The organism is Streptomyces griseus, from assembly GCF_001715295.1.
Taxonomy (GTDB): Bacteria; Actinomycetota; Actinomycetes; order Streptomycetales; family Streptomycetaceae; genus Streptomyces; species Streptomyces griseus_G.
The window spans coordinates 2,033,497-2,057,743 of sequence record NZ_MDKB01000002.1; the positions used below are offsets into that span (position 1 = coordinate 2,033,497).

The 24,247-nt window shown below is 70.8% G+C and carries 22 protein-coding genes and 1 tRNA gene; 9 read left to right on the forward strand and 14 right to left on the reverse strand.

Annotation, left to right across the window (positions count from 1 at the left end; translation table 11 throughout):
• Nucleotides 1-14: 14 nt before the first annotated feature.
• The 6 genes from BA175_RS15645 to BA175_RS15670 all read right to left on the reverse strand — a co-directional run bounded on the left by BA175_RS15645 (nt 15) and on the right by BA175_RS15670 (nt 7,600).
• Nucleotides 15-1,784, reverse strand: a complete 1,770-nt coding sequence (locus BA175_RS15645) for a vWA domain-containing protein (RefSeq protein WP_069171872.1) — start codon at nt 1,782-1,784, stop codon at nt 15-17.
• Nucleotides 1,781-4,048, reverse strand: coding sequence for a hypothetical protein (locus BA175_RS31170; RefSeq protein ID WP_175420830.1), 2,268 nt, complete (start codon nt 4,046-4,048; stop codon nt 1,781-1,783). Before BA175_RS31170 ends, BA175_RS15645 begins: the two co-directional genes overlap by 4 nt.
• Nucleotides 4,045-4,845 (reverse strand): hypothetical protein, encoded by an 801-nt coding sequence (locus BA175_RS15655; RefSeq protein ID WP_069171874.1) that lies wholly within the window; start codon nt 4,843-4,845, stop codon nt 4,045-4,047. The genes BA175_RS31170 and BA175_RS15655 overlap by 4 nt, the downstream gene beginning before the upstream one ends.
• A 132-nt stretch (nt 4,846-4,977) precedes the next feature.
• Nucleotides 4,978-5,811, reverse strand: a complete 834-nt coding sequence (locus BA175_RS15660; RefSeq protein ID WP_069171875.1) for a PIG-L family deacetylase — start codon at nt 5,809-5,811, stop codon at nt 4,978-4,980.
• A 676-nt stretch (nt 5,812-6,487) separates the two neighbouring features.
• Nucleotides 6,488-6,561: transfer RNA gene (locus BA175_RS15665), tRNA-Pro, on the reverse strand.
• A gap of 100 nt (nt 6,562-6,661) precedes the next feature.
• The gene (locus tag BA175_RS15670) at nt 6,662-7,600 is read right to left on the reverse strand and encodes a metallophosphoesterase (RefSeq protein ID WP_069171876.1); all 939 of its coding nucleotides are present in this window, start codon (nt 7,598-7,600) and stop codon (nt 6,662-6,664) included.
• Between the two features lie 79 nt (nt 7,601-7,679).
• Between BA175_RS15670 and BA175_RS15675 the strand changes: the two genes are divergently transcribed.
• On the forward strand, nt 7,680-8,144 hold the full coding sequence (locus BA175_RS15675) for a GatB/YqeY domain-containing protein (RefSeq protein WP_069171877.1): 465 nt from the start codon (nt 7,680-7,682) through the stop codon (nt 8,142-8,144).
• Between the two features lie 157 nt (nt 8,145-8,301).
• Here BA175_RS15675 and BA175_RS15680 read toward each other — a convergent pair whose 3' ends face one another.
• Nucleotides 8,302-10,533 (reverse strand): transglycosylase domain-containing protein, encoded by a 2,232-nt coding sequence (locus BA175_RS15680; protein ID WP_069171878.1) that lies wholly within the window; start codon nt 10,531-10,533, stop codon nt 8,302-8,304.
• A gap of 585 nt (nt 10,534-11,118) precedes the next feature.
• On the opposite strand from BA175_RS15680, the gene BA175_RS15685 reads away from it, so the two are divergent.
• On the forward strand, nt 11,119-11,466 hold the full coding sequence (locus tag BA175_RS15685; RefSeq protein WP_069171879.1) for a WhiB family transcriptional regulator: 348 nt from the start codon (nt 11,119-11,121) through the stop codon (nt 11,464-11,466).
• 102 nt (nt 11,467-11,568) lie between these two features.
• Here BA175_RS15685 and BA175_RS15690 read toward each other — a convergent pair whose 3' ends face one another.
• The gene (locus tag BA175_RS15690; RefSeq protein WP_069171880.1) at nt 11,569-12,987 is read right to left on the reverse strand and encodes an ArsA family ATPase; all 1,419 of its coding nucleotides are present in this window, start codon (nt 12,985-12,987) and stop codon (nt 11,569-11,571) included.
• Nucleotides 12,984-14,063 (reverse strand): ArsA family ATPase, encoded by a 1,080-nt coding sequence (locus BA175_RS15695; protein ID WP_069171881.1) that lies wholly within the window; start codon nt 14,061-14,063, stop codon nt 12,984-12,986. The genes BA175_RS15690 and BA175_RS15695 overlap by 4 nt, the downstream gene beginning before the upstream one ends.
• 71 nt (nt 14,064-14,134) lie before the next feature.
• Here BA175_RS15695 and BA175_RS30895 point away from each other — a divergent pair, with 71 nt between their 5' ends.
• From BA175_RS30895 to BA175_RS15710, 4 genes are all read left to right on the forward strand, one after another.
• Nucleotides 14,135-14,290: a DUF4177 domain-containing protein gene (locus tag BA175_RS30895; protein ID WP_139131402.1), complete on the forward strand. Its 156-nt coding sequence runs from the start codon at nt 14,135-14,137 to the stop codon at nt 14,288-14,290.
• Complete coding sequence (locus tag BA175_RS15700) at nt 14,290-14,760, forward strand: RidA family protein (RefSeq protein WP_069171882.1); 471 nt, start codon at nt 14,290-14,292, stop codon at nt 14,758-14,760. The genes BA175_RS30895 and BA175_RS15700 overlap by 1 nt, the downstream gene beginning before the upstream one ends.
• A gap of 170 nt (nt 14,761-14,930) precedes the next feature.
• Nucleotides 14,931-15,863, forward strand: a complete 933-nt coding sequence (locus BA175_RS15705; RefSeq protein WP_069171883.1) for an NUDIX hydrolase — start codon at nt 14,931-14,933, stop codon at nt 15,861-15,863.
• Nucleotides 15,856-16,692: an MBL fold metallo-hydrolase gene (locus BA175_RS15710; protein ID WP_069171884.1), complete on the forward strand. Its 837-nt coding sequence runs from the start codon at nt 15,856-15,858 to the stop codon at nt 16,690-16,692. The genes BA175_RS15705 and BA175_RS15710 overlap by 8 nt, the downstream gene beginning before the upstream one ends.
• 96 nt (nt 16,693-16,788) lie before the next feature.
• Here the strand turns inward: BA175_RS15710 and BA175_RS15715 are convergent, their stop codons facing one another.
• Nucleotides 16,789-17,463 carry a Crp/Fnr family transcriptional regulator gene (locus BA175_RS15715; RefSeq protein ID WP_014046869.1) on the reverse strand — a complete coding sequence of 225 codons (675 nt, stop codon included), beginning with the start codon at nt 17,461-17,463 and terminating at the stop codon, nt 16,789-16,791.
• A gap of 253 nt (nt 17,464-17,716) precedes the next feature.
• On the opposite strand from BA175_RS15715, the gene nth reads away from it, so the two are divergent.
• The 3 genes from nth to BA175_RS15730 all read left to right on the forward strand — a co-directional run bounded on the left by nth (nt 17,717) and on the right by BA175_RS15730 (nt 20,677).
• Entirely contained in the window at nt 17,717-18,562 is an 846-nt protein-coding gene (gene nth, locus BA175_RS15720) for an endonuclease III (protein ID WP_069171885.1), read from the forward strand.
• An 82-nt stretch (nt 18,563-18,644) separates the two neighbouring features.
• Entirely contained in the window at nt 18,645-19,382 is a 738-nt protein-coding gene (locus BA175_RS15725; RefSeq protein WP_069171886.1) for an NUDIX hydrolase, read from the forward strand.
• Nucleotides 19,383-19,471: 89 nt separating this feature from the next.
• Nucleotides 19,472-20,677 (forward strand): MarP family serine protease, encoded by a 1,206-nt coding sequence (locus BA175_RS15730; protein WP_069171887.1) that lies wholly within the window; start codon nt 19,472-19,474, stop codon nt 20,675-20,677.
• 108 nt (nt 20,678-20,785) lie between these two features.
• On the opposite strand, the gene BA175_RS31800 is transcribed toward BA175_RS15730, so the two are convergent.
• The 4 genes from BA175_RS31800 to nhaA all read right to left on the reverse strand — a co-directional run bounded on the left by BA175_RS31800 (nt 20,786) and on the right by nhaA (nt 24,032).
• The gene (locus BA175_RS31800) at nt 20,786-20,989 is read right to left on the reverse strand and encodes a hypothetical protein (RefSeq protein WP_079159591.1); all 204 of its coding nucleotides are present in this window, start codon (nt 20,987-20,989) and stop codon (nt 20,786-20,788) included.
• Between the two features lie 104 nt (nt 20,990-21,093).
• Entirely contained in the window at nt 21,094-22,071 is a 978-nt protein-coding gene (locus BA175_RS15735) for an alpha/beta fold hydrolase (protein WP_069171888.1), read from the reverse strand.
• Nucleotides 22,068-22,598: a phage holin family protein gene (locus BA175_RS15740; RefSeq protein ID WP_069171889.1), complete on the reverse strand. Its 531-nt coding sequence runs from the start codon at nt 22,596-22,598 to the stop codon at nt 22,068-22,070. The genes BA175_RS15735 and BA175_RS15740 overlap by 4 nt, the downstream gene beginning before the upstream one ends.
• Before the next feature lie 39 nt (nt 22,599-22,637).
• Nucleotides 22,638-24,032 carry a Na+/H+ antiporter NhaA gene (nhaA, locus tag BA175_RS15745; protein WP_069171890.1) on the reverse strand — a complete coding sequence of 465 codons (1,395 nt, stop codon included), beginning with the start codon at nt 24,030-24,032 and terminating at the stop codon, nt 22,638-22,640.
• Between the last annotated feature and the right edge of the window lie 215 nt (nt 24,033-24,247).

Consider the following 24,247-nt stretch of genomic DNA (forward strand, 5'->3'; position numbering starts at 1 on the left):
GCTTTCGAACCCCTCTACTCGTCGTATCCGATGGGGAGCAGTCCCTGCGGACGTTGCAGCTGAAGCTCGGACGACCCCGCGACCGCGCTCCGCCCCAGGTGCAGCACGGTGTTCTGCAGCAGCATCGAGAACTGTGCGGCCGAATCCGCGAGTTCGGCGTGCGGGTCCGCCGCGACGGCGAACTCGGCGGGGCTCGCGATGCGCGCCACCGTCCGCCGGTCGACGGCCCCGATGCCGCACGCGACGATGTTCGGCCGGTAAGGGTGCCGCATCAACTGCTGATGCGCGGCCTGCCACCCGCCGCCGTCCCGCGGGTCGCCCGCGGCCAGGAAGAAGACGGTCGGCCGGTTCACCCGGGACGCCTGCTGCTTGAGCCGCTCCGTCTCCAGGGGCACGAGCTCCAGCAGACGGCGGAAGACCGGTTCGTACAGGCAGCCGTCGCCCATCCGGAGGTCGGGTACCCCCGTCTGCCAGGAGACCTGGGTGAGAGGCAGCCGTACGTCGGCCGTGTCGGAGAAGGTCAGGACGGACAGCCGGACGGCCGACGTCACGTCCGGGCTGTTGGCCAGCAGGGTCTGCAACGACCTCAGGGAGTCGCACAGTTGGGTGATGCAGCCCGCGGTGGCCGACGAGGTGTCCAGGACGACGTAGACCGGTGCGAGCCCGACTGCCGGGGGACGGGCTCCCTGCGGCGGGGCGGAGTCCGGTCCACCGGGCCGCTGGGCGCCGTCGGGACGGGTCCCTCCCCACGGCGGGCTGGCCGGCGGCGTGGGATCGGGCACCGGTGGCAAAGCCGCGGGCGGATGCGCCTGCGCCGCGGCCGGTGCCGTCTGCGCGGGCGCGGCGGAGCCCGGCGGCAGCATCATCCCGCCGAGGGCGCCGGCCGACGGCCCGAGCACGCCCTGGCGCAGTCCGGGCAGGTCGACCTCCCGCACGATCCCCTTGTCGATCATGTACCGGACCATCTCGACCTGCCGCTGTTCCTGGTCCAGGGCACGCAGCTGCCGCCCCTCCTCCCAGCGCAACAGGAGGTCCATGGACTTCTCCGTGTCGTCCGGGTGCTTCACCAGGTGTTCCAGTACGAGGCCCCGGAAGTCGAGCCGTACGGCAGCGAGGGCGGCCCTCTCCCGCCTGTCCCGTTCGAGCCGGTACTCCTGCTCGATGCCCTTGATCGTCTCCTGGTGGCGGGTGTGACCGACCGCCTCCCGGTGATGCAGGCGGCCCATCTCCGAGTCGCGTCCGGCCTTGGTGCGGCTGCGGATGAACTCCCTTGCCGCCTGGTCGGGTTGGAGTTGCACATCGCAGTAGTAGAGGGTCACGCCCTCGGGCAGCTGGAGGGGCAGGGCCAGCGCACCGTTGATCCTGGCCTGGGCCTCGAAGGCCTCGTCGATCGCGAACTGTGCCGCGTGCGGCCGGATCCGGCTGATCACGTGCGGATAGACGGCACTCAGCACGTCCGCCAGCGCGCTGCGCACCACCGCCACCGGATCGTGCACCCTGAAGCCGACGTCGATCGTCGCCTCGAACCGGTGCGCCTGGTCCTTGCAGGTCAGCGGCGTCTTGGTGAGCTTCGCCGTACGCCGGTGGTCACCCAGATCCACCACGTAGCAGAGCTTGTTCTTGCCGAGCCACCGCTGCGTCATCGTCCGGTGCCGGGGCGACTCGACCTCCCAGCCGCCACCCTCCAACGGGTAGACGACCGCGAAGTTCGGCGGGAGGTTGGGCAGGGAGGCGAGCTCGGCACGGGCCAGCGGGCGGTTGTTGAGGATCAGCGGGACGGTCATGTCACACCCTCCAGGTCGAGCTGGGTCCGGACGATGGCGGCGGTCAGCGGGAGGGGAGCCAGTTCCTCGGGGTCGACCCAGTCGGCCGCGCACCGCCGCAGGATCCGCCCGGTCCTCGTGTCCCCGTAGGCGATCGCCCCCACCATCAGCTGGAACATGGCCCGCAGGGCAGGATCGCGCTCGGCCAGCGCGGCCCAGTTGCGCAGCACCTGCTGGGCCTCCTCGCCGAAGTCCGCCTGGTTGAGCGACTCACGCCACAGGGCGATGAACGGTGTGCGCAACTCCTCGCGTCGGTCCGCCAGATACAGGAGGGCCGGCCACTGCTCCACCTCGCCCTGGGTCTCCCACTCGTCGCGGCCCACCACCACCTGCGCGGCGACGATCAGGAACGAGAGCAGTGCGGTGGGGCGTCTGCGGTGGTCGGTGGACCGCTCCTGCAGCGTGCGGAGCACGAGCCCGGCCGTGTCGGCGCTCCGCGCGAGGACGTCGGTCAGGCTTCGGCCCACGGCTACGGCCACGGGCGCCCGGTCGACGACGGTGAGACGGGCCAGCGCCGCGACGGCCTGCTCGGGGTCCTCCCGCATCCCGTACACCCGCGCCGCCGTGGCCTGCGTGTAGGGCCGGCTCCGGTCGGCGAGCCACCCCTCGACCATGACGTTCGCCCGTTCCCCGATCCACGGATCGCGCGAGGCGACCTGGAGGGCGTAGGCGACGGCGTCGCGCAGCAGAGGGTTCTCGCTGTCCGCCCATCGGTGGAAGACCTGGTCGCACAGGTAGGTGTACGACTCCGCGGCGATCGCGCCGAGCGCCGCGGCCGCGTAGACCCGCACCTCCTCAGCCGGCTGCACGACCAGGGCGGACAGCCAGTCCAGCAGCTCGTCCTGGATCTCGTACTGGACCCATGCGTGCCGGATGACCCGCCGCGGGTAGGAAGGGTCCTTGTACTCCAGCGCGCGGCCCGGCTCGCCGTCCTCCTTGACGACGTCACGGGCGCGCAACCGGGTCAGCTGGGTGCGGCGCGGACGGCCGAACGGGTCCCTGACGCGGGGCAGCTCCCCGTCCGGCCCCGCCATCAGCACGTGCGGGCGGTCGTCCTCCAGCGACTCCCGCAGGGCGCGCGCCGCCGTGGCCACGTACTCCTGGGGCAGCCCGTTGAGGACGGCCAGGGCGACGGCGAGACTGCGGACGGCCGGCTCCCGAAGGCTCTCGACCCATATGTCGAAATCCTCGTCGGCCTGCCGGGCACGGCGCTTCTTGATGCCCTCCGGGTCCAGCCGGCCGGTCTCCCACTCCTCGATGATCGCCGAAGCGAGATCGGCCGCCTGCCTGCAAGCCGGGTCACCGCCGAGCAGTTCGTCCAGCAGCGTGCCGATCCGCTCGTCGGCGAGCAGCCGGTCACGGACCGCGTCACCCAGCCGCCAGCGCAGGTGCGAGGAGACGATGCCGTACTGGTCGGGAGGTTCCGTGACATCGACGACGGCCGCCAGAAGCTCGCTGTCCGCCACCTCGGTACTGGACACGGTCATCACCAGCCACGCGTCCGCGAGGGCGAGCGCACCCTGCACCTTCTCGTACGTCTCCCCGCCGAGGCCGGAGATGGCGGACGGCTGGTCGAGCAGGAACGCCGCGCCGCGCTCGATGGAGTCCCCGCCGCGCTCCAGGAGGTCGGCCAGGGAGGAGAAGTCGACGTCACTGTCCAGGTGGTACTTGGCGGACGCGCCCATGCCCTGGAGCAGGCGGACGGCCATCGCCGTCTTCCCGTGGCCGGGGGCGCCGCGCAGGATCAGCAGATGCCGGTCCGCCAGCGCCTCCCGTGCCTCGGACAGACCGGGAGGTTCCTCGTAGGCGAAGCGCACCCGCTCGTCCAGGAGCGGGGAGAGGGCCCGCAGACGCCGCTGGGCACCGCCCATGAGCAGGACGTACTTGTCGCCCCCGACGACGTCGCCCTCGACGTTGGCGAAGGCGTTACGCACCCGGTCGTGGCGCAGGGACCCCTGCCCCATGCGGCCGGTGGCGTCGAAGGACTCGGCGCCGGGACCCGAACGTGGCGGCTCGCCCTGCGCGCCGCCTCCTTCCGGCCCGCCCGCCTGTGCCCCCGCCGGCGTCTCCGCCGAGGCGGGCCGGCCCTCGCCGCGGGGCTGCGCCGGGCCGGATGGCGCGCCGGCGTGTGCCGCAGCCCCACCCGGCCCGCCCCCCGTACCGGCCGCCGGCGCCGCTCCCGCGGCACCGCCGACGGCCGGTGCTCCCCCCGTCGGTGTGGTCATGGACGAACCCGACCCGTCGTGTGGACGGTGACGGTCTTGTCCCCGTTCACCAGGTCACCCTGCACGGTCCCGACGTTGATCGAGGTCCCGCGCGGCGTCCGGGGCGACCCCGTCGCCGCCGCCCCCGCCGCGTCCGGCCTCCCCGCACCCGACGCTCCCCCGTGCGGAGTGCCGGAACCCCCGGAAGGACCCGGGGCCGCGGTGAGGCCGGGCGGAGCCGGAGAACCCGGAACGGTCACCCAGCTCTCGATGAGCTCGCCGTGCTTGGTCCGGAACGGCATCGGCAGATAGGCGGCCGGGTCCACGGACCGGTGCCCGTGCCGGACGACCGCCCGGTAGATCTCGTCCGATACGACGAAGACCATCCGCGAGGAGGAGGCCGCGGCCAGGACCTCGCGCAGGGGGCCCGCGTCGACCAGCCGGCAGGCCGTGTTGACGGCATCCCCGGACCATCCCTCACCGTCGCGCGCGGCGAGCCCCTGGTGCAGAGCTACCCGGAACCGCATGGCGTGGGCGGGGCTGTAGACGACCGACTTCTGCCGCAACTCCTCGTCCAGGGCCCGCACGAAGGCGCCGGCCAGGGAGATGGGTGACACGGTCGCCGGCACGATCATCAGCACCCCGTCACCCCGGTCCTCGGTGACGATGCCGTCGTCCGCCAGCCCGGCCCGCACGAGCGCCTCACGGAGCACCTCGTACATCCCGGCCCGCAGGGAGCGCTGGATCGGATCGGGCCGGGAGCTGAAGTTCTCGATGTCCAGCACCACGACCCAGCAGTGCGTGGCCTCACCGGGCATGGCGGTCTCCCCAGGGATTCGGACAGCAACTTCGCTATCAGTCGCCCCAGTTGTACGACACCGGCCTCCCCCGGGTCTACGCCAATTGACACACAGCGGGGGCCCTGCGCAGCCCCGCCGGCACCGTCCGGATCAGCGCAGGCCGGCGAAGAGATCGTTCTCGGGCACGGCCGCGCCGGTGGCGTCCTTGACGCGTACGAAGGTCTCCGTGCCCATCAACTCGCCGAACCTCTCCTTGCCCATCTTGAGGAAGAAGATGTTCTCGCCCTGACTGGCGTGCGCGGCCAGCGCGTCGAACTTCTGGCCACTGAACGCCGTGGTGTCCACCCATGTGGTGATCTCGTCGTCGGGGAGACCGATCTCGGCCATCGCGGCGGCCTCGGCGGGATCCGGCTCCGGCATGTCCTCCCCGAACTCGCGCATGGTCTCCCCGAAGCGCTGCATCATCGAGCGGGGCATCGTCGTCCAGTACACCTTCGGTGTCAGCGCGGTCATCTCCAGCGCCGCCATCGTGATGCGGTGGGCCTGGATGTGGTCGGGGTGGCCGTAGAAGCCGTTCTCGTCGTAGGTGACGACCACATCGGGCCGGTAGTGCCGCATCAGCTCCGCGAGCCTGGCGGCGCCTTCCTCCACGGGGGTCCGCCAGAAGGACCCCGGTGCGTCGTTGCTCGGCCACCCCATCATCCCGGAGTCGGCGTAGCCCAGCGTCTCCAGATCGCTGATCTTCAGGACGCCGCAGCTCGCCTCGAGTTCTTCCCGGCGCCTCGAGGCGACGGCCGCCGGATCGTGCCCGGGATCGCCCGGCTTGACACCCCCCGGCCCGTCACCGCAGCCGCCGTCGGTACATGTGACGAGAACCGTGCGGACGCCTTCCGCCGCGTACCGAGCGAGGACCCCTCCGGTTCCGGTGGCCTCGTCGTCGGGGTGGGCGTGTACAGCCATGAGCGTCAAAGGCCGGTCAGTCATGAGAAGTCCTCCTGCGGAACTACGTCGTGGTCCGAACGCACGGCGGGTGCACCGCCGTTCAGTGGCCGGCCCCTGGCAGGACGGACGACCGTGCGGTCCCCGTGATCCCGCCCGTACGGCGCCGGTTCCTCCGTCGGTGCAACCGAGTGGACCGGACCGGCTGTTCCCGACCCGACCGCCCGGTTCCGGACGACGGCGACTCGGAGGGGAACGCGAGGACGACGAGGAGGATGCCGTCCGCGACTCTCAGCGCCCTGTCGGATCCGAGTGCTGCGCGGGCAGGGCGTTCACCGGCTGCTACCCGCCGTCACCGGCAGGTGGCCGCTCGCGGCGGCCGGCCGCACCCACGAGGTCCCCCGGCTCCACACGCCTGACCAGAATCTGCCTGATCCGCACCGCTGAGTCCGTGGCGGCCACCGCGGAGCCCCGTCCGACGGATACGTCCGAGCGGGCCGGGCAGCAGTGGCCCACGCGGCGCAGCGGGCGGGCACGGGGGCGCGGGTACCACTGCCGTGCGGGCCGTGGTGGACGAGGATCGGGGCCGGTGACCTGCGGTCGACAGGAACGCGAGCGCGTCCGGCTCGTCCCGGCCGGGCTCTTCTTTCGAACGATCTCCGGAAACAGGTCAGGGCCTGATCCACTCAGTGGATCAGGCCCTGACCTGGTGCTTCAGCTGTCGGGGTGGCGGGATTTGAACCCACGACCTCTTCGTCCCGAACGAAGCGCGCTGCCAAGCTGCGCTACACCCCGATGTCCACCGATTGTCCCGGCGACATCGATTACTTTAGCCCACCGGCGCCCGGAGGCGAAATCCGCTTTCCGGGCTCCGGCACCCGGGTGCCGGTTGGCGTCAGTCGCGGGGCGTCAGCGTCAGCAGTGTCGCTTCCGGGGGGCAGGCGAAGCGGACCGGAGTGTAGCGGTTCGTGCCGCAGCCCGCCGAGACGTGGAGATACGCGCGCTTGTCGCCGACCCTGTGGTCGGAGAGCCCCTTCACCCGGTCCGTGTCCAGGTCACAGTTGGTGACGAGGGCGCCGTAGAAGGGGATGCACAGCTGGCCGCCGTGGGTGTGGCCGGCGAGGATCAGGGGGTAGCCGTCCGCCGTGAAGGCGTCCAGGGTGCGCAGGTAGGGCGCGTGCACCACACCGATGGAGAGATCGGCGCCCGTCTCGGGGCCGCCGGCGACCTCGGCGTAGCGGTCCCGTTTGATGTGGGGGTCGTCCAGGCCGGTGAAGGCGATCTCCAACCCGTCCGCCTTGAGACGGCCCCGGGTGTTGGTGAGGTTCAGCCAGCCCGCCTCGTCGAAGGCGTCCCGCATCGGCTGCCACGGGTTGTGGACGGCCCCGACCGCCGGTGCGTTCCCGTTCAGACCGTGCTTGCCCTGGACCTTCTCCAGGAGGTACCGGGCCGGGTTGCGGAGCTGGGGGCCGTAGTAGTCGTTGGAACCGAAGACGTACACCCCGGGGAAGTCCATCAGTGGACCCAGGGCGTCCAGCAGCTCCGGTACGGCTTCCGGGTCGGAGAGGTTGTCGCCGGTGTTCACGACGAAGTCCGGACGCAGACCGGCCAGCGACTGCAGCCAGGCCCGCTTCTTGCCCTGGCCGCTCACCATGTGGATGTCGGACACCTGGAGTACGCGCAACGGGCGTGCCCCGTGCGGGAGTACGGGAACGGCGATCCGGCGGAGGCGGAACGAGCGGGCCTCGAACCCGGCCGCGTACACGAGGCCTGCGGCGCCGAGCGCCGCGCCGACTGCCGTGACTTTCAGGGGTACTCCGTAGCGTGCGCGCATGGGTCCATCGTCGCAGACCAGGTGCGGCGGGACGAAAACAGACGGGCGGCGAACGCCCCGTACCTGTCACAATCGCCGCATGACCACGCTCAAGTCCAAGCTCAAGGAAGACCTCACCACGGCCATGAAGGCGCGTGACGAGCTCACCTCGTCCACCCTGCGGCTCACCCTCACCGCCATCACCAAGGAAGAGGTCAGCGGCAAGTCCGCGCGCGAGCTCTCCGACGACGAGGTGCAGAAGGTGATCGCCCGGGAGGCGAAGAAGCGCCGTGAGGCGGCCGAGGCCTTCGCGCAGGGCGGCCGGACCGAGCAGGCCGAGCGGGAGAGGGCGGAGGGCGAGCTGCTCGACGCCTACCTGCCCAAGCAGCTCTCCGACGACGAGCTCACCGCGATCGTGGGCCAGGCCGTCGCGGAGGCCAAGGCCGCCGGGGCCGAGGGGCCGCGGGCCATGGGGGCCGTCATGAAGATCGTCGGCCCGAAGGTGGCCGGGCTCGCCGAGGGTGGCCGGGTGGCCGCCACGGTGAAGAAGCTGCTCGCGGGCTGACGCGGCCGGCGAAGCGTACGACGCGTGAAGGAGGGGCGCCCCCGCCGGGGAGCGCCCCTCCTTCACGTCTGTCCACGCACGGGCCCGGAGGCCCTGCGGGTCACTCGGGCACTGAGGGCTCAGGGGCCCTCAGGTACCCGGTGTGAGCCGCGGCCGGTCAGGGACCGTTCCCACCGCGCCCGCCACCGTGTCCGCCGATGACTCCGGGCGGGAAGGTGATGCCGCCGATCGGGTTCCCGCCGGGCTCCTCGTTGCCGCCGCCGTTCCCGTCGTGCTCACCGCCCTTCCCCTTGTTCGGCTCCTTGTCCTCCTTCGGCTTCGCACGCGGCACCGTGATCGGATTGAAGGACGGGGTCTCCGAGGCGCTCAGCGCACCGGTCATCGCGATCTTCCAGATGGGGCCCGGCAGACAGCCACCACAGACCTTGTCGTAGTACTGGCCGCCGATGTTGATGTCGTACATCGGCACCTTCTTGCCGATGTCGGCGCCGACCCACACCGCCGTGGAGAGGTTCGGCGTGTAGCCGACGAACCAGGCGTCCACGCGGTTCTCGGTCGTACCCGTCTTGCCCGCGTTGTCGCGGTCGGTGAGGCCGGCCTGGGTGCCGGTGCCGTCCTCGACGACGCCCTTGAGCATCTGGTTGATCGTGTCCGCGGTGGTCTCGCTCATCGCGCGTGAGCAGTCGGACGCGGGCACCTTCAGCTTCTTGCCGTTGGCGTCCTTGATCGACTCGATGGCGATCGGGGTGCAGTACGTGCCGCGGTTGGCGAAGGCGGCGTACGCGGAGGCCATGGCGAGCGGGGTGCTCTCCGTGGTGCCGAGCGTGATGGAGGGGTTCTCCGTGAGCGGCTTGCCGTTACCCCTCTGGTAGCCGACCTTCTTGGCCATCGTGAGGGTCTCGCACAGGCCGGCCTTCTGCTCCAGCATCGCGAAGTAGGTGTTGATGGACTTGCCGAGGGCGCTCGTCATGTCGAACGAGCCCTTCTCGCTCTCCAGTTCGTTCTGGACGGACCAGTCGCCGCCACCGGCGGGGCCGCCTGCGCAGGTCCGGTAGGTGTTGAGCGGAACGGAGGTCTTCCACTCCGTGTCGAAGGTCTGGGCCGGGCTGACGCCCTTTTCCAGCGCGGCGGCCGCGGTGATCGGCTTGAAGGTCGAACCGACCTGGAAGCCGAAGGTGCTGCCGCCCATCTTGTTGCTGACGGCGAGGTTGAGGACCGTCTCGTGCTGCTTCTGGTCCAGGCCGTACGGGCGGGACTGGCCCATCGAGAGGATCTTGCCGGAGCCGGGCTCGACCTGCACCACCGAGGCGGCGACCTTGTCGTCCTTGTTGACCTTCGAGGTGGCGGCCTCGTTGGCGGCCTCCTGCGCCCGCGGGGAGAGCGTCGTCCTGATCGTCAGGCCGCCGAGGTTCCAGAGCTTGGAACGCTCCTCCTCGGTCTTGCCGAAGGCCGGGTCGGTGAGGATGGTCTTGCGCACGTAGTCGCAGAAGAATCCGGAGCCGCTGACAGCGGTGATGCAGCCGTTCTTCGGCTTCTTCACCTTCAGCTCGATCGGAGAGGCGATGGCCTTGGCGGCCTCGTCCTGCGAGATGTCCCCGACGGCCGCCATGCGCTGCAGCACGGTGTTGCGGCGCTTGGTCGCCTCCTCCTTGTCGTTGACCGGGTCGTACCGGGTCGGCGACTGGACGAGGCCGGCCAGCATCGCGGCTTCCTGGAGGTTCAGGTCCTTGGCGTGCTTGGAGAAGTAGCGCTGCGAGGCCGCTTCGATGCCGTAGGCCTGCTGTCCGAAGAACGTGATGTTGAGGTAGTTCTCCAGGATCTTCTTCTTACCGAGCTCCTCCTCGACCTGGATGGCGTACTTCAGCTCACGGACCTTGCGGCCCATCGTCTGCTGGGTAGCCTCCGCGACCTTGTCCGGGTCGTCGCCCGCCTCCTCGACGAACACGTTCTTCACGTACTGCTGGGTGAGCGTCGAGGCACCCTGGGCGGCACCGCCCGCCTGCACGTTCCGGTTCATCGCGCGCAGGATGCCCTTGAGGTCCACCGCGCCGTGTTCGTAGAAGCGTGAGTCCTCGATCGCGATGATCGCGTCCTGCATGTACGGGGAGATGTCCTTGAGCGGGACGACAGTGCGGTCACGCGAATAGACGGTGGCGAGCGCGCCGCCCTCGTTGTCCAGGATCGTGGTCCGCTGGCTCAGCGGTGGAGTCTTCAGGTTGGACGGGATCTCGTCGAATCCCTCGACCGTCCCCTTGGCTGCGAGCCCCAGTGCTCCGGCGGCCGGCAACGCGATGCCGGCCAGCACCGCTCCGGAGAGCGCGGCGACACCGAGGAACTTGGCGGCCTGCTGGGTCGTCGTGAGACCCCCGCCTGAGCGCTTCTTTGGCATGAGGGCAGCCTAATCCGTGGGGAAGGGCGTTCCGGTGGAGCAGGCGCCTCTCGCGACGTTCCAGTGCCGGATCGTGACATCCGGGCACGTCCGGACCGTCGACGAGCGTGAGAGCGGGACGGCCGGCGCGAGAGGGGTCCCGGGAGGCCGCGTCGGCACGGGTGCATGCCGAGTCCGAGGGGGGCGGCGGCGCGAGGCGGCTACCTTCTCATTCGCCGGACAGGCGGGCAGGCGTTGGCCTAAGCTGCTCTCAACTGTCACAGCAGTCCGAAGTCGTATCAACCCCCGTGCACGCCTTGAGCAATTCAGCCACCCGCGCGGCGCTCCCGAATTCGCCTCGCTTGTCACTGAATGTCCGTTGCGGCTTGGGTTTTCTGTCCCGATTCCCTCGGGAAGATCACGCATGTCCTCCCCTCACTCCTCTGGGTGATCTGCCGCGTACGCATAGTCCGTTCGGACCATTCAAGATTGGGCCCGAAGGGGGTGTTGTGCTGTCGCCACTTTCCGTAACGTCCTCAACTGGCAGCGGTGAATATGCCGCTGTCGCCGTGGGGGAGCCTCGATTCGGGAGAGGACGGCGCCGGGATGGGCTGGGTAACCGACTGGAGTGCGCAGGCAGCCTGCCGCACTACCGATCCGGATGAACTGTTCGTACAAGGGGCAGCGCAGAACAGGGCCAAGGCGGTGTGCACCGGTTGCCCGGTGCGGACCGAGTGCCTGGCCGATGCGCTGGACCATCGCGTCGAGTTCGGCGTGTGGGGTGGGATGACGGAGCGGGAACGCCGCGCGCTGCTGCGCCGCCGGCCCACCGTCACGTCGTGGCGTCGGCTGCTGGAGACCGCGCGCAGTGAGTACGAGCGGTCCACGGGCATGCTGCCCGCGGTGGGGCTTGACGACGACGAACTGCACCAGACGTACGCCGCGGTGGGGTGAGCGCGGGAGACGAACGTTCCCGGCAGGCCTGCGCACGAGGCGTACGCCGCCGCGGGCCGACCGCGCGGGGGAGTGCCGCGGAGGGGGCCGCCGGGAAACGGCCTACGCGGCTCCGGCTTGTGCGGCACCGGCAGCGAGCCGTTCCCCGATGGCACGGAGACCCGACAGGTCGTGCACGTCACCGGGCAGCGCGGCCACCTCGGCCACCGGAACCTCGGGATGCAGCGCGGTGAAGCCGTCACGGGTGCGCTGCTCGCGTGCCACGACCTGCATCCGCTCGGCGTGCAGCCGCAGCAGGCCCGCGGCCAACTGCTCGACGGACACGGCGTCGCAGGGCGGGACGTCGTCCCCGTCCGCCGTCGGCGGGACGGGTGGAGCTGACGGGGTGTGCGGCTCGGGCACGTCGTGCGGTTCGGGCGTGCGAGTGGCGCGGTCCTGCGGCCGGGAGGTGTGGGGCGTGCGGCCGTGCGGCTCGGGGGAGAGCGGTGACGCGGGAGTCTCGGGAGAGGTGGTGGCCGGTGCGTCCACCGGCTCGCCCAGGCCAGCATTCCCGGCCGGCTGATCCGCCATGCCGACATCGTCAAGATTTTCCGCGGCGGCCAGCGCCCGCTCCGCGGAGAGCCGCGCGGCCCCGCTGCCGTGCACCCGGTTGAGTACCAGGCCGGCCAGGGGCATCTCCTCGGCGGCGAGCCGCTCCACGAAGTACGCGGCCTCGCGCAGTGCGTCCCGCTCGGGCGTCGCGACCACGAGGAATGCCGTGCCCGGCGCCTGCAGCAGCTTGTACGTGGCATCGGCGCGGGTGCGGAATCCGCCGAACATGGAGTCCATCGCCGTGACGAAGGTCTGTACGTCCCGGAGGAACTGCCCCCCGAGCAGCTTGCCGAGTGTCCCCGTCATCATCGACATACCGACGTTGAGGAACTTCATGCCGGCCCGCCCGCCGATCTTCGCCGGGGCGATCAGCAGGCGGATGAACTTCCCGTCCAGGAAGGAGCCGAGACGTTTCGGCGCGTCGAGGAAGTCGAGGGCGGAGCGGGACGGCGGTGTGTCCACGATGATCAGGTCCCACTCGTCGCGCGCCCGCAGCTGCCCGAGCTTCTCCATCGCCATGTATTCCTGGGTGCCGGCGAACCCCGCCGACAGCGACTGGTAGAAGGGGTTCTCCAGGATCGCGCCGGCCCGCTCGGCGTCCGTGTGCGCCTCGACGGTCTCGTCGAAGGTGCGCTTCATGTCGAGCATCATGGCGTGCAGTTCGCCCGACCCCGCGCCGTCGATGTCCTCGACCCTGCGCGGGATGTTGTCCAACTGGTCGATGCCCATCGACTGGGCGAGCCTGCGGGCCGGGTCGATGGTGAGGACGACGACCTTGCGGCCACGCTCGGCGGCCCGTACCCCGAGCGCCGCCGCGGTCGTGGTCTTGCCGACGCCGCCGGAACCGCAGCACACGACGATGCGGATCCCCCGGTCGTCCAGCAGGGCGTCGGTGTCGAGTCCCGGTGCGATGTCCGTGCTCAGCGTCATGAACCCACCTCTTGTCCGGAGCCGCCGTGTCCGGTGCCTCTTCGTCCCGTCCCGCCGCCTCCGGACCCCCGTCGCCCGCTCGCCCCGGGGCCCTGCCCCGCGATGTCGGCCGTCTCGTCGCCCACACCCTGCTTGCGGAACTCGGAGGCCAGTTCGTACAGCGCGGCCAGGGTCATCCCTTCGCCCATCAGGGGCAGCTCGGCCGTGGGCAGCCCCAGGCCGGCCAGCACCGCGCGCTGCTCCCGCTCCAGCCCCACGCGCTGGGCGTGTTCGGCCGCCTGTTCGACCAGCGGGCGGACGAGTCCTGCGGAACCGGTCACGCCGGCCCGGGTCAGGACCTTCGCGAGCTCCTTGCGCCGTCCCCCCGACGCCGAGCGCAGCGCGTCCTCGTCCAGGAGGTGCGGGCGCACCATGTTCACCACGATCCGCCCCACGGGCAGTCCGGCGGCCCGCAGCTCCGTGATGCCGTCCGCGGTCTCCTGGACCGGCATCTCCTCCAGGAGCGTCACCAGGTGGACCGCGGTCTCGGGGGACTTCAGGACTCGCATCACGGCCTGCGCCTGATTGTGTATCGGGCCGATCCGCGCCAGCCCCGCCACCTCGTCGTTCACGTTGAGGAAGCGGGTGATGCGGCCGGTGGGCGGCGCGTCCATGATCACGTGGTCGTAGACGAACCGGCCCTGCTTGTCCTTGCGGCGTACGGCCTCACATGCCTTACCGGTCAGCAGGACGTCCCGGACCCCGGGCGCGATGGTGGTGGCGAAGTCGATCGCACCGAGCTTCCTGAGCGCCCGGCCCGCGCTCCCCAGCTTGTAGAACATCTGGAGGTAGTCCAGGAGCGCGCGCTCGGCGTCGATCGCCAGGGCGTGGACCTCCCCGCCTCCCGGGGCCACGGCGATGCGGCGTTCCTCGTACGGGAGGGCCTCCGACTCGAAGAGCTGGGCGATGCCCTGTCTGCCCTCGACCTCGACGAGGAGGGTGCGCCTGCCCTCGGTCGCGAGGGCGAGCGCGAGGGCGGCGGCGACCGTGGTCTTACCGGTACCGCCCTTGCCGCTGACGACCTGGAACCTGCTCACGTCTTCGAGCCTAACCAGTCGGCAGGCAGGCTACGCACGGGACCGTCTGTGCCAGGCATTACAGTCTGCTCATGACCAAGTGGGAATACGCGACAGTGCCTCTTCTCGTGCACGCGACCAAGCAGATTCTGGACACCTGGGGCGAGGACGGCTGGGAGCTGGTCCAGGTCGTGCCCGGACCGAACCCCGAGCAGCTCGTGGCCTACCTGAAGCGGGAGAAGGCGTAGTGGCGGGCGCCGTCGAGGCACAGCTCACCGAGCTCGGCCTGACGCTCCCGGCCGTCGTCCCGCCGCTGGCCTCGTACCAGCCCGCAGTGCGCTCCGGGGTGTACGTGTACACCTCCGGCCAGCTGCCGATGGTGGACGGCAAGCTTGCCGTGACCGGCAAGGTCGGCGCCGAGGTGACGCCGGACGAGGCCAAGGAGCTCGCGAAGACCTGCGCGCTGAACGCCCTGGCGGCCGTGAAGTCGGTCGCCGGTGACCTGGACCGGATCGCCAGGGTCGTGAAGGTCGTGGGCTTCGTCGCCTCGGCCGCCGACTTCACGGGGCAGCCGGGCGTGGTCAACGGCGCGAGCGAGCTGCTGGGCGCGGTCCTGGGCGACAAGGGCGTGCACGCCCGCAGCGCCGTCGGCGTCGCGGTGCTTCCCCTGGACGCCCCGGTGGAGATCGAGGTCCAGGTAGAGCTCGTCGAGGACTGAGCGGAGGACCGGCCCGTGCCGTCCCGCCGATCCCGCCCCGTCCCCGCGACGACGGCGGGATCACGTGTGTCAGGGGCCGGCCCCCGGGGCGTGGGGCGTGACCGGGTCGCTCCCGGTCCTCGGGCCTTGTGCCTCTCGAACATCGGCGCGGTTCCGGATAGCCTCCGGCCATGTCCAACGGTCAGTGGTACCCACCGGAATGGCCCGCCCGGATCAGGGCCCTCGCCAGCGGCGACCTGAAGGCCGTGACCCCCCGGCGCGCGGCCACGGTGATGCTGCTGCGCGACGGCCGCCCGGGACAGCGCGGCCCGGGCCCTGCCGTCCACATGCTCCGACGGCGCACCTCCATGGCCTTTGCCGGGGGTGCGTACGCCTATCCGGGTGGCGGGGTCGACCCGCGCGACGACGATCACCTCGTGGGCTGGGCGGGACCCTCCTTGGAGAGCTGGGCGGAGCGGCTCGGTGTCGGTACGGCCGCCGAGGCACAGGCCGTCGTCTGTGCCGCCGTCCGCGAGACGTACGAGGAGGCGGGTGTCCTGCTGGCGGGACCGACCGCCGGCACCGTCGTGAGCGACACCACGGGCGCCGACTGGGAGGCCGACCGCGAGGCCCTCGTGGCGCGCGAGCTGTCCTTCGCCGACTTCCTCGACCGCCGGGGGCTCGTTCTGCGGTCCGACCTGCTGGGCGCGTGGGCACGCTGGATCACCCCGGCGTTCGAACCGCGCAGGTACGACACGTGGTTCTTCGTCGCCGCGCTCCCGGAGGGCCAGCGCACCCGGAACGCCTCCACGGAGGCCGATCGGACGGTCTGGATCCGCCCCGGGGACGCAGCCGAACGCTACGACCGGGGTGAGCTCCTGATGATGCCGCCGACGGTGGCCACGCTGCGGGCGCTGACGCCGTACGGGACAGCCGCCGAGGCGTTGCGGGCAGCGGACGCCCAGGACCTCGCTCCGGTGCTGGCAGAGGCCCGCATGGAGGGCGACACGCTGGTGCTGAGCTGGCCGGGCCACGAGGAGTTCACCAAGAGCGTCCCGGCCGGGTCCGGGGAAGCCTCCGCCACGGGGAGGCCGCGCGCGAGGACGGGAGCGCACCGTGAGTGACGCCGCGGCCCTGCCGGGGCAGCCACGCGGCGGAGTCCTCTCGGGGCCCGCCACGGCCCGTGCGGTCAACGTCCTGGCCCCCAATGCCTCTGCGATGACGCTGGACGGCACGAACACCTGGATCGTCGCCGAGCCGGACTCCGGCCTCGCGGTGGTGATCGACCCGGGGCCGCTCGACGACGGTCACCTGCGGGCCGTCATCGAGACCGCGGAGCGTGCCGGGCGGCGCGTCGGCCTCACGCTGCTGACGCACGGCCATCCGGACCACGCGGAGGGCGCCGCCCGCCTTGCCGAGCTCACCGGTACGAAGGTGCGCGCCCTGGACGCCGCCCTGCGCCTCGGCGACGAGGGGCTGGCGGAGGGTGACGTGATCACCACGGGCGGTCTGGAGCTCCGGGTGGTCCCCACCCCGGGGCACACCGGGGACTCCCTCTCCTTCCACCTCCCCGCCGACGGCGCCGTGCTGACGGGGGACACGGTCCTCGGACGCGGCACGACGGTCGTGGCGCACCCGGACGGGCGGCTGGGTGACTACCTGGACACGCTGCGCCGACTGCGCTCGCTGACCGTCGACGACGGGGTGCACACGGTGCTGCCGGGCCACGGCCCGGTGCTGGAGGACGCACAGGGCGCCGTGGAGTTCTACCTGGCCCACCGGGCCCACCGGCTGGCCCAGGTCGAGACGGCGGTGGAGGACGGGTTCCGCACGCCGGCGGAGGTGGTGGCGGCGGTGTACGCGGATGTCGACCGTTCCCTGTGGCCGGCGGCGGAGCTGTCGGTCCGGGCGCAGATGGAGTATCTGGCCGAGCGAGGGCTGATCCAGGGGTGAGAGCGATGCGTCTCCGGCTGCGGCAGGCCCCGTGCGGGAACGCGAGAGGCCCCGCCGGGCGGCGGGGCCTCTCGCGGAACGGCTGCGGGGTGCGGGTCAGCGGGAACGCTTCGCCAGACGCTCCACGTCCAGCAGGATCACGGCCCGTGCCTCCAGGCGCAGCCAGCCGCGGCCGGCGAAGTCCGCGAGGGCCTTGTTGACCGTCTCGCGGGAGGCGCCGACCAGCTGGGCCAGCTCTTCCTGGGTGAGGTCGTGCACGACGTGGATGCCCTCCTCCGACTGCACGCCGAAGCGGCGCGACAGGTCCAGGAGCGCACGGGCGACACGGCCCGGAACGTCGGAGAAGACCAGGTCGGACATCTGGTCGTTGGTCTTGCGCAGGCGGCGGGCGACCGCGCGCAGCAGGGCCGTGGCCACCTCGGGGCGTGCGTTCAGCCAGGGCTGGAGGTCGCCGTGGCCGAGACCGAGAAGCTTGACCTCGGTGAGCGCCGTCGCGGTGGCGGTGCGCGGGCCCGGGTCGAAGAGCGAGAGCTCCCCGATCAGCTCGCCGGGGCCGAGGACGGCCAGCATGTTCTCCCGCCCGTCGGGGGACGTGCGGTGGAGCTTCACCTTGCCCTCGGTCACCACATAGAGGCGGTCGCCCGGGTCACCCTCGTGGAACAACGCGTCGCCGCGTGCGAGGGTCACCTCACTCATCGAGGCGCGGAGCTCCGCGGCCTGCTCGTCATCGAGCGCCGCGAAAAGCGGGGCGCGCCGCAGAACGTCGTCCACGAGTTCTCTCCTTGTCGGCCTGTTCAGGGAAGCGTGGTCCCCATGATGCCGGACGGTAAAACAGTGCGATCAATCACAAACCAGTTTGACGCACGGGCGTGCCGGACCCTACGGCAGGGGGCCGATCGGGCGTGGACACGCGGTGACCGGGGCGGATGTCGGCGGGTGGCTCTAGGCTGGCCGGGTGTCCGGAAAGCCGGTGAGAACGCAGGCCAAGGGGGCTGATGGGGTGTCGGAGGACGAGAATTCCGCTGTGGGTGAACAGCCCGCGCAAAGCAGGAAGAAAGCCGCTAAACGCCCGCCGGGTGCGCCCTCGGCCAAGAAGTCGGCCAAGCCCGAGTCGCACCTGGCGATGGTCCGCCGTGCCCGCCGGATCAACCGCGAGCTCGCCGACGTGTATCCGTACGCCCACCCCGAACTGGACTTCCGTAATCCGTTCGAGCTCCTGGTGGCCACGGTGCTCTCGGCGCAGACCACCGACCTGAGGGTGAACCAGACGACACCCGCCCTGTTCGCCCGGTATCCGACACCCGAGGACATGGCGGCCGCCGTGCCCGAGGAACTGGAGGAGATCATCCGGCCCACCGGGTTCTTCCGGGCCAAGGCCCGGTCCCTGATGGGCCTCTCGGCCTCCCTCAGGGACGACTTCGGCGGCGAGGTCCCGGGCCGGCTCAAAGATCTGGTGACGCTGCCCGGTGTCGGCCGCAAGACGGCGAACGTCGTCCTCGGCAACGCGTTCGGCGTGCCCGGCATCACGGTGGACACCCACTTCGGACGGCTGGTCCGCCGCTGGAGATGGACCGATCAGGAGGACCCGGAGAAGGTCGAGGCCGAGGTGGCCGCGATCTTCCCCAAGAGCGAATGGACGATGCTGTCCCACCGCGTCGTCTTCCACGGCCGACGCGTGTGCCACTCCCGCAAGCCCGCGTGCGGAGCCTGCCCGATCGCCCCGCTCTGCCCCTCCTACGGCGAGGGGGAGACGGACCCGGAGAAGGCCAGGAAGCTCCTGAAGTACGAGCTGGGCGGCTATCCGGGCCAGCGCCTCAGCCCGCCCCCGGACTACCCGGGCAGGCCTGCCCCGCCCCTGGGGGCCGGGTGAGGAGTGTTCCCGTAGGGGTGCCGTGCGGCGCCATCCGGAACGAAATGGCCGACGGTAGGCGTTCAGAGCTGAGGGGGTGCCCATGACGCACGCACAGCGCACGAGAACCGCGCGGGAGACGGCCGCCGCGGACAGGGACGCGCCGCAGGACAGCGCGGTCGCCGTCACCACCGAGGGGCTGCCGGACTGGCTCGACCCGGTGGCGCAGGCCATGCGGCACGTCCGCGCCCAGCAGCTCAGCCGCTTCCTGCCGCCGGAGAGCGGTGCGGGCCGGCAGTCGGCCGTCCTGATCCTCTTCGGACAGGGCGAGCGCGGCCCGGAGCTGCTGCTGATGGAGCGCTCGGGCACCTTGCGCTCGCACGCGGGTCAGCCGTCCTTCCCCGGAGGTTCCCTGGACCCGGAGGACGGCGACCCCGGGACCACCGGGCCGCTCAGGGCGGCGCTGCGGGAGGCCGAGGAGGAGACCGGTCTGGACCCGGCGGGCGTCCAGCTCTTCGGCGTGCTGCCCCGGCTCTACATCCCGGTGAGCAGCTTCGTCGTCACGCCCGTCCTCGGATGGTGGCGGGTACCCAGCCCGGTGGGTGTGGTCGATCCTGCCGAGACCGCGCGGGTCTTCACCGTCCCCGTGGCGGATCTCACGGACCCGGCCAACCGGGCGACGGCCGTCCACCCGAGCGGCCACCGAGGCCCGGCATTCCTGGTCGAATCCGCACTCGTCTGGGGCTTCACGGCCGGCCTGATCGACCGCCTCCTGCACTACGCGGGCTGGGAACGCCCCTGGGACCGGGCCAGGCAGGTGCCGCTCGACTGGCGCGCATGACAGGCTGACCCGTGCTGCGCTGTTCCGGGCCTGGCCCGGACCCCGTCGAACCGGACGGGCCAGGTGACGAATCTGCGAGGCTATAGACGGTGAACGTGCTGGACATCCTGCTGCTGGTCGGCGCCGTGTGGTTCGCGGTCATCGGCTACCGTCAGGGTTTCGTGGTCGGCATCCTGTCCGTGATCGGCTTCCTGGGCGGCGGCCTGGTGGCCGTCTACCTGCTTCCGGTCATCTGGAACAAGGTGACCGACGGATCGGAGGTCTCCACCACGGCCGCCGTCGTCGCGGTCGTGATCGTGATCGTGTGCGCCTCCGTGGGCCAGGCGTTCACCACCCACCTGGGCAGCAAACTTCGTAGGTACATCACGTGGTCGCCCGCGCGCGCCCTGGATGCCACGGGAGGCGCGCTGGTCAATGTGGTGGCCATGCTGCTGGTCGCCTGGCTGATCGGTCTGCTGCTGGCGGGGACCTCCCTGCCGACCCTCGGCAAGGCCGTCCGCAACTCCTCGGTCCTGCTCGGAGTCTCCCGCGTCATGCCGGACCAGGCGTCCACCTGGTTCCAGGACTTCTCCTCCGTGCTCGCGCAGAACGGCTTTCCCCAGGTCTTCAGCCCCTTCGCCAACGAGCCCATCACCGAGGTGCGGGCACCGGATCCGGCGCTGGCGGGCAGCCCGGTCGCCGCCCGCGCGAAGAATTCCATCGTCAAGGTCGTCGGCATGGCGCCCGGCTGCGGCAAGGTGCTCGAAGGTACCGGCTTCGTCTTCTCCGACCGGCGGGTCATGACCAACGCGCACGTGGTCGGCGGCGTGGACGAGCCGACGGTCCAGATCGGCGGCGAAGGCCGGCTGTACGACGCGAAGGTGGTCCTCTACGACTGGCGGCGGGACATCGCGGTGCTGGACGTCCCGGACCTCGACGCGAAACCGCTCCACTTCACCGATACGGAGAACGACGCCAGGAGCGGCGACAGCGCCATCGTGGCCGGCTTCCCGGAGAACGGCGCCTACGACGTGCGCTCGGCCCGCATCCGTGGCCGTATCGACGCGGGCGGCCCGGACATCTACCACCGGGGCACCGTGCAGCGTGATGTGTACTCGCTCTTCGCGACGGTGCGCCAGGGCAACTCCGGCGGCCCGCTGCTCACCCCGGACGGCAAGGTGTACGGAGTGGTGTTCGCCAAGTCGCTCGACGACCCCGAGACCGGCTACGCCCTCACGGCCGACGAGATCCGCGAGGACATCGACCTCGGCAAGGCCGCCGTCCAGCAGGTCGACAGCCAGGGGTGCGCGCTGTAGGACGACGAGCCGGCGTCCGGGCGGGGAGGATGTGGGTCCGTGACGGGACGGTTCCACGGCTCCGAAAGCCGTGGAACCGTGCCCCGCGTTGTTCCCTTGGGTCTTTCGTCAGGCCCGGGGGTGGCGTAGCCGTGCCGAGACCCAGCGCGCCCGTCGGTGGAGGATGCGCGGAATACCCAGCCGGAGATCATGAAGATCGCTCACATCGTGCACCCGGCTCCCGGAGCCGCCCCCCTCATGAGTGCTCGGACCAGCAGGAGCGGTCGAGCGGCGGTTGCGTGCTGCGTCACTGAAGTCGCGCGTCCAGCCCATACACCGACGTCTGCCCGTGACTCATGGTCGGTAATCGTGCGTGAGTCAGCCAATTGGCTTATGCGGCAGGCAATGGCCGTTCGTCGGACACCTGTTCCCCACGGCTACCGGTCGGGCTCAGGATCCTTGAGCCAGTTGATGAGTTCGGTCGAGAAACCGACCGGGTCCTCCTCGTGGGGGAAGTGCCCCAGACCGTCGAAAAGCCGCCAACGATACGGCGCCTCGACGTACGCGCCGGATCCGGCGGAGCTGCGGGTCCGCACCGCGGGATCGAGGGAGCCGTGCAGGTGCAGCGTCGGTACGCGTACCGGCCGCTTCATCCGCCGGTTGAACTGGAGGCCGTCCGGACGGGCCAGCGAGCGCACCAGCCAGCGGTACGGCTCGATCGAGCAGTGTGCCGTCGACGGGATGCACATCGCGCGCCGGTAGACGTCCACGCCGGCGTCGTCGGGGAAGCCCGGGGTGCGCGGCCCCGCCCAGTCGTGAATCAGCCGGCCGACCAACGCCGCGTCGTCCGCGACGAGCTGACGTTCCGGCACCCACGGCCGCTGGAAGCCCCAGATGTGCGAACCCGCCCTGGACTGGGCGACGTCGGACACCATCGAGGAACGCCAGCGACGGGGGTGGGGCATGGACGACACCGCGAGGCGGCGTACCAGTTTCGGCCGCATCACCGCGGCGGTCCAGGCCAGGTACCCCCCCAGGTCGTGGCCGACGAGGGCCGCGTCCGGCTCGCCCAGCGACCGGATCACCCCGGTGACGTCGAGCGCCATGTTGGCGGGGTCGTACCCGCGGGGCGTACGGTCGCTCCCGCCCACGCCCCGAAGGTCCATCGCGACGGCGCGGAATCCGGCGTCGGCCAGCGCGGTGAGCTGGTGGCGCCACGTCCACCAGAACTGCGGGAAGCCGTGCAGCAGCAGTACCAGCGGCCCGTCGCCGAGCTCCGCGATGTGGAAGCGGGCACCGTTCGCCGCCACATCGCGGTGGGTCCAGGGGCCGTCCAGACGTACGGGGCCGCCGGGGGCGGATACCGGTCCGGTCGGCCCGGTGGGGCCGGGTCTGCTGATGTCGGGGACGGTCATGTTGATGAGCGTGCCACAGAGTTCGCCTTGTCCTGGACCGGACGGGCCTCGACGGCCCTGTCGGCGAGGGTGCTGCCCTGCGCGCCCTCGATCGCGCGCGCGGAGACGGTGGGGCGCGGGTGCGGCTTGACGCCCTGAAGGACCGCCGCGGTCTGCTTGGCGGAGGCGATGGACTTCTCCGGCGGCTTGACCTTCTTGAACTTCGCGAGGCCGAACAGGGCGATGAGGATGCCCAGAAGGATGAACGCGCCGCCCACGATCAGGAACGACCAGGCGAGGCCGAGTCCGAGATTGTGGATCCCGTAGGCCGCGGCGAAGCTGAGCACGGGGATCGCGAAGAGGAGTAGCACGCCCGTGACGATGAACGCCACGCTGCCGATCACGCCGCGCTTGACGTCCTGCCGCACCTCGGCCTTCGCCAGGGCGATCTCGTCGTGCACCAGCGCGGACATCTCGGCGGTCGCCGAGGCGAACAGCTGCCCGAGACTACGGTCGGTGCTGCCCGCATAGTTGCCGGGGTCGCTCATCCCTGACTCCCTCTCCTCTTCCGTACATCCGTTGTCAGATCATGCCGGACTGTCCGGCTTGCCGCTCGCCGCCCCCGCCTGTTCGGCAAGGCGGCGATGCTCGGCCGCCTTCCTTTCGTAGATGGCGGCCATCCGCAGGTGGTAGTCCGGGTCGTCCTGCTCGTAGACGTCGGGAACGCCCGACAGGTCCTCGTCGAGCTCCTCCGCCTCGTACAGGGCCTTGTATCTCCGTACCCGGAGTTTCAGCAGTACACCGGAGAGTACGGCGGCGATCAGGGAACCGAGGAGGACCGCGGCCTTGACCTCGTTGATCATGTCGTCGTCGCCCGTGAACGCGAGCTCACCGATGAGCAGCGAAACGGTGAAGCCGATTCCCGCCAACGTGGCCACCGCGAGGACATCCGCCCAGGCCAGGTCCTTGTTCAGCTCGGCTTTGGTGAAGCGGGTGACCAGCCACGTCCCACCGAAGACACCGACGGTCTTGCCGACGACCAGGCCGAGAACCACACCCAGCGTTTCGGGCCTCGTGAACACGCCGGCCAGGGCATCGCCCTTGAGGGTGACACCCGCTGAGAAGAGGGCGAACAACGGCACGGCGACGCCGGCCGAGAGGGGGCGCACCAGATGTTCGATGTGCTCGCCGGGGGACTGGGACTCGCCTTCGCGGCGGGAGCAGCGGAGCATGAGGCCCATGGCGACGCCGGCGATGGTGGCATGGACGCCGCTGTTGTACATCAGCCCCCAGATGGCCAGCGCCAGCGGCAGATAGATGTACCAGCCTCGAACGCCTGTGCGCAGTAGTACGTAGAAGAGGACCAGGCCCGCGAAGGCGCCGCCGAGAGCCAGGAAGTCGATGGTGTCGGTGAAGAAGACCGCGATGATCAGAATGGCGAAGAGGTCGTCGACGACGGCGAGCGTCAGCAGAAAGGCGCGCAGCGCCGACGGCAGCGACGCGCCGATGACTGCGAGGACGGCCAGCGCGAACGCGATGTCGGTGGCGGTGGGAACGGCCCAGCCGGCTGCCGAACCCCCGCCGATCACCACGGTCAGGGTGTAGGCGAGGGCGGGGACGGCCATACCGCAGAGAGCCGCGGCGACGGGAAGGGCCGCGGCTCTGGGGTCACGGAGTTCGCCGGCGACCAGTTCACGCTTGAGCTCGACACCCGCGACGAAGAAGAAGACGGCCAGCAGGCCGTCGGCCGCCCAGTGGGACACGGAGAGGTTGAGCCCCAGCGCTTCGGGACCGAAGTGGAAATGGCTGACGGCCGCGTAACCGGAGCCGAAGGTATTCGCCCAGATCAGGGCCGCGACGGCTGCGACCAGGAGAAGGATGCCGCCGACGGTCTCGGTACGCAGGGCGTCGGCGATGAAGGTGCGCTCGGGAAGGGAAAGACGTCCGAGCAGGGTGCGGCGAGGGGACGGGGGAGCGGCCACAGGAGTCCTCCGGTCGGGGGTGGCGGTGATGGCATGGCGAAGCACATGCCGACCAGACTTCCCGGCGCCCCTGTGGAGATTTCTGTCCTGTTGTCGTTGGTTTCGTCGGCGATGACCAGCTGATCTGCTCCGTCGGCGAAGTGGCCATCCTACCTGCGATGCCGTAATCCGGTCCGGTGCGTGGGCCGGGACCCAGGCCCAGGACCGGTCGGGCG

Bases quoted from the DNA above. Each gene is read 5' to 3' on its own strand.
- BA175_RS15645 (WP_069171872.1), bottom strand. From the start codon at position 1,784: ATGACCGTCCCGCTGATCCTCAACAACCGCCCGCTGGCCCGTGCCGAG.
- BA175_RS31170 (WP_175420830.1), bottom strand. From the start codon at position 4,048: ATGACCACACCGACGGGGGGAGCACCGGCCGTCGGCGGTGCCGCGGGA.
- BA175_RS15655 (WP_069171874.1), bottom strand. From the start codon at position 4,845: ATGCCCGGTGAGGCCACGCACTGCTGGGTCGTGGTGCTGGACATCGAG.
- BA175_RS15660 (WP_069171875.1), bottom strand. From the start codon at position 5,811: ATGACTGACCGGCCTTTGACGCTCATGGCTGTACACGCCCACCCCGAC.
- BA175_RS15670 (WP_069171876.1), bottom strand. From the start codon at position 7,600: ATGCGCGCACGCTACGGAGTACCCCTGAAAGTCACGGCAGTCGGCGCG.
- BA175_RS15675 (WP_069171877.1), top strand. From the start codon at position 7,680: ATGACCACGCTCAAGTCCAAGCTCAAGGAAGACCTCACCACGGCCATG.
- BA175_RS15680 (WP_069171878.1), bottom strand. From the start codon at position 10,533: ATGCCAAAGAAGCGCTCAGGCGGGGGTCTCACGACGACCCAGCAGGCC.
- BA175_RS15685 (WP_069171879.1), top strand. From the start codon at position 11,119: ATGGGCTGGGTAACCGACTGGAGTGCGCAGGCAGCCTGCCGCACTACC.
- BA175_RS15690 (WP_069171880.1), bottom strand. From the start codon at position 12,987: ATGACGCTGAGCACGGACATCGCACCGGGACTCGACACCGACGCCCTG.
- BA175_RS30895 (WP_139131402.1), top strand. From the start codon at position 14,135: ATGACCAAGTGGGAATACGCGACAGTGCCTCTTCTCGTGCACGCGACC.
- BA175_RS15705 (WP_069171883.1), top strand. From the start codon at position 14,931: ATGTCCAACGGTCAGTGGTACCCACCGGAATGGCCCGCCCGGATCAGG.
- BA175_RS15725 (WP_069171886.1), top strand. From the start codon at position 18,645: ATGACGCACGCACAGCGCACGAGAACCGCGCGGGAGACGGCCGCCGCG.
- BA175_RS31800 (WP_079159591.1), bottom strand. From the start codon at position 20,989: ATGGGCTGGACGCGCGACTTCAGTGACGCAGCACGCAACCGCCGCTCG.
- BA175_RS15735 (WP_069171888.1), bottom strand. From the start codon at position 22,071: ATGACCGTCCCCGACATCAGCAGACCCGGCCCCACCGGGCCGACCGGA.
- BA175_RS15740 (WP_069171889.1), bottom strand. From the start codon at position 22,598: ATGAGCGACCCCGGCAACTATGCGGGCAGCACCGACCGTAGTCTCGGG.